The sequence below is a fragment of the Azohydromonas lata genome (assembly GCF_034427735.1).
Classification (GTDB): Bacteria; Pseudomonadota; Gammaproteobacteria; order Burkholderiales; family Burkholderiaceae_C; genus Azohydromonas; species Azohydromonas lata.
Genome location: NZ_JAXOJX010000143.1, coordinates 1 through 4362 on the forward strand (window position 1 = coordinate 1; position 4362 = coordinate 4362).

At 70.2% G+C, this 4362-nt stretch carries 1 protein-coding gene; it reads left to right on the plus strand.

The features are described from left to right. Positions 1-4362: beta strand repeat-containing protein (locus SM757_RS34465; protein WP_322468787.1), on the plus strand; the 4362-nt coding region annotated here is incomplete at both ends.

A 4362-nucleotide genomic window follows, 5' to 3' on the forward strand; every position in this document is an offset into this window, starting at 1 on the left:
ACGTGGCGCCCACGGTGACCGACGCGCGCATCGCCATCAGCGGCGGCAGCGGCGCGGGCGGGGCCTACAAGATCGGCGACACGGTCACGGCCACGTGGACCAATGTGGGCGGCGACGCCAACGCCGACATCAGTGGCGTGACGTTCGACTTCAGCGCGTTCGGTGGTGGCACTGACGTGGCGGCCGTCAACGTCAACGGCGTGTGGACGGCGACGTACACCCTCGTGGCCGGCAGCATCGACGCTACGGGCCGCAACGTGTCGGCGACGGTGACGGACGACGCGGGCAACGTGACGACGACGGCCGACACGAGCAACGCCACGGTGGACAGCATGGCACCCACGGTGACGGATGCGCACATCGCCATCAGCGGTGCCACGGGCACGGGCGGCACCTACCGCATTGGCGACACGGTCACGGCCACGTGGACCAATACGGTCCTGGGCGATGCCAACGCCGACACCATCAGCGGCGTGACGTTCGACTTCAGCGCGTTTGGCGGCGGCACGGCCGTGGCGGCGAGCAACGTCAACGGCGTGTGGACGGCGACCTACACCCTCGTGGCCGGCAGCATCGACGCCACGGACGGCAACGTGTCGGTGACGGTGACGGACGACGCGGGCAACACCACGACGGCGGCCGACACGAGCGACGCCACGGTGGACAACGTGGCGCCCACGGTGACTGACACCAACGTCGCCATCAGTGGGGCCAGCAGCTTGGACGGCACTTACCGCATCGGCGACACGGTCACGGCAAACTGGTCCAACGCGTTCGTGGGCGATGACAACGCCGACGCCATCGCCGGCGTGACGTTCGACTTCAGCGCCTTCGGCGGCGGTACCGCCGTGGCGGCGACCAACGACATGGGGCTCTGGACGGCGACCTACGTCATCGTGAGCGGCAACATCCAGGCCGTGGGCCGCAACGTGGCGGTCACGGTAACGGACGACGCAGGCAACACCACCACGAGGGCCGACACGACCAATGCCGTGGTGGACAACGTCGCGCCTACGGTGACTGACGCACACATTGCCATCAGCGGTGGCACGGGCACCGGCGGCGCCTTCAAGATCGGCGACACGGTCACGGCGAGCTGGGACAACACGGCCGCGGGCGACCACAACGCCGACACCATCAGCGGCGTGACCTTCGACTTCAGCGCCTTCGGCGGCGGCTCCGCCGTGGTGGCGGTCAACGACAACGGCGTGTGGACGGCCAGCTTCACCCTCGTGGACGAGTGGACGGATGCCACGGGTTACAACGTCACCGTCACGGCGACAGACGGCGTGGGCAACACCACGACAACGGCCGACACGACCAACGCCGTGGTGGACACCGTCGCACCTACGGTGTCGTTTGATGACCTCGCCATCAGCGGCGCCACGGGTCCCTATGGCGCCTACAGGATCGGCGACACGGTCACGGCGACGTGGACCGACACGGGAGGCGACGCCAACACCGACACCCTCGGCGGCGTGACGTTCGACTTCAGCGCCTTTGGCGGCGGCACGGCCGTGGCGGCCACCAACAAGGCCGGCGTGTGGACGGCGACCTACACCCTCGTGGCCGGCAACATCGACAGCTTTGACTTCGGCGCGGCGGTGACGGTGACGGTGACGGACGACGCGGGCAACACCACGACGATGACCCGTGACGTCGGTGCCATGGTGGACAACGTGGCACCCACGGTGACCGATGCGAACGTCCACATCCGAAACATCGGCAGCCTGGGGTCAGACCGCCTCTACAAGGTGGGCGATACGGTCGAAGCCACCTGGGCCGCTTGGGAGCAAGGCGACGAAAACAGCGACGCTCTGGGCCCCGTGACGTTCGACTTCAGCGCGTTCGGCGGCGGCTCCGCCGTGGAAGCCGTCCTTGAAGGCAGCGTGTGGACAGCGCGCTACACCCTCGTGGCCGGCAGCATTGACGCCACGGGCCGCAACGTGACGGTGACCGTGATGGACGATGCGGGCAACACCGTCACGGTGGGCGATACGAGCGGCGCCACGGTGGACAACATCGTGCCCGCGGTGACCGATGCCAACGTCAGCATCCGCGGCGCCACGGGCCTCGGCGGCGCCTTCAAGATTGGCGACACGGTCACGGCGACCTGGAACAACACGGCCGCGGGCGACCACAACGCCGACATCGGCGGCGTGACCTTCGACTTCAGCGCATTCGGCGGCGGCACGGCCGTGGCGGCGACCAACGTCAACGGTGTGTGGACGGCCGCCTTCACCATCGTGGATAACGGCGGGCGCATCGACGCCACGCACTGCAACGTGACGGTGACGGTGACGGATGACGGGGGCAACGCCACCACGGTGGCCGACACGGCCAATGCCGTCGTGGACAACGACGCACCCTGGCCGGTGGTGTTCAGCCTGAGCGGCGCCACGGGTACCCACGGCGCCTACCGGATTGGCGACACCATCACGGCGACGTGGGTCGACACCAACGGGGACCATGACGGCTCCGACGCCGTCACTCGCGTGACGTTTGACTTCAGTGCGTTCGGCGGCGGCGCCGCCGTGGCGGCCACCAAGCTTGGCGGCGTGTGGACGGCGAGCTGCACCATCGTGGCCGACGACGTCGATGCCACGGATTGCGACGTCTCGATCACGATGACGGACGACGCGGGCAACACCACCACGCATCCTGCCTACGTCAGCAACGTGCTGGACAACGTGGCGCCCACGGTGACCGATGCGAACGTCAACATCCGGGGCGCCACCGGCGCGGGCGGGGCCTTCAAGACCGGCGACACGGTCACGGCGACCTGGAACAACACGGCCGCGGGCGACCACAACGCCGACGTCAGCGGCGTGACGTTCGACTTCAGCGCGTTCGGCGGCGGTACCGCCGTGGCGGCGACCAACGTCAACGGCGTGTGGACGGCGAGCTGCACCATCGTGGCCGGCGGCATCGTCGCCACGGGCCGCAACGTGTCGGTGACGGTGACGGACGACGCGGGCAACACCACGACGAGAGCCGACACGGCCGGCGCCACGGTGGACAGCGTGGCGCCCACGCTGTCCATCAGCAGCACCGTGGCCAGCCTCAAGGCGGGAGAAACGGCCACCATCACGTTCACGTTCAGCGAGGACCCGGGCGCGAGCTTCACGCTGGACGACGTCGTGGCCGAAGGCGGCACGCTGGGCGCGTTGAGCGGCACGGGCCTCACGCGCACCGTGACCTTCACGCCCACGGCCGGCACGGCCGATGGCATGGCCGTCATCTCGGTGGCGGCCGGCCGCTACAGCGACGCTGCGGGCAACGCCGGCAGCGCAGCCGGCCTGGCGACCTTGCGTTTCGACACGCTGGCACCCGCGACACCCTCACTGGCTTCCACGTCGCCGACCAGCGACGGCACGCCAGTGCTGCACGGCACGGCGGAGGCCGGCAGCATGGTGGACGTCACCGTGGGCGGCGCGACCTTCCGCGTCATGGCCGGCAGCGACGGCCTGTGGACACTGGACACGGCCGACGTGCGGCTCATCACCGCGGGCCGTTTCAACCTGGGCGCCGACGGCGTGCAGGGCGTGACGCTGCGCAGCACCGATGCCGCAGGCAACCGCAGCGAGGGCAGCGGACAGTTCAGCCTGGACACCGCCGCATCCGCCGCGCCGACCGTCGTGCTGTCCGAGGACAGCGGCGCCTCGGCGACGGACTGGCGCACCAGCACCCACAACCCGCTCAGCCTTTGCGGCACCGCCGGCATGGGCGACACCGTGACCGTGGACTGGGGCGACGGCGGTGCGGCCGAGATCGCGCAGCGCGACGGCAGCGGCTGGCACGTGGGCCAGCGCCCGCTGGCCGAGGGCACCTACACCGTCACCGTGACCAGCACCGACGCCGCCGGCAACACCAGCCGCACGGTGCGCACGCTGGTGGTGGACAACACCGGGCCGGCCGTGGCTGCGGGCGACATCCGCATGGCCGGCGCCACGGGCACGAACGGCGCCTTCCGCATCGGCGACACCGTCGTGGCGACCTGGAACGGCCCGGCCGGCGGCGACGGCAGCCGCGATGCGGCGTTCGACGTGCGCATGGACTTCAGCCTGTTCGGTGGCCCCGAGGACGTGCAGGCGAAGCTGGTGGACGGCGTCTGGACGGCGAGCTGGACCATCGTGGCCGGCGACATCGACCGGTCACAGGCCCACGTGGTGGTGAAGGCCTGGGACGTGGCCGGCAACGCCACGTTCGTCAGCGGCGCTACCGATGCCACCGTGGACAACGTGCGCCCCGTGCCCCTCACGCCCAGCCTGACGGTGGCCGAGGATGTGGTGGCGGGCCATGTCGTCGGCCACCTGGCCGTGCCCGCTGCCGTGCATTACGCGCTCGTGGACGACGCGGGCG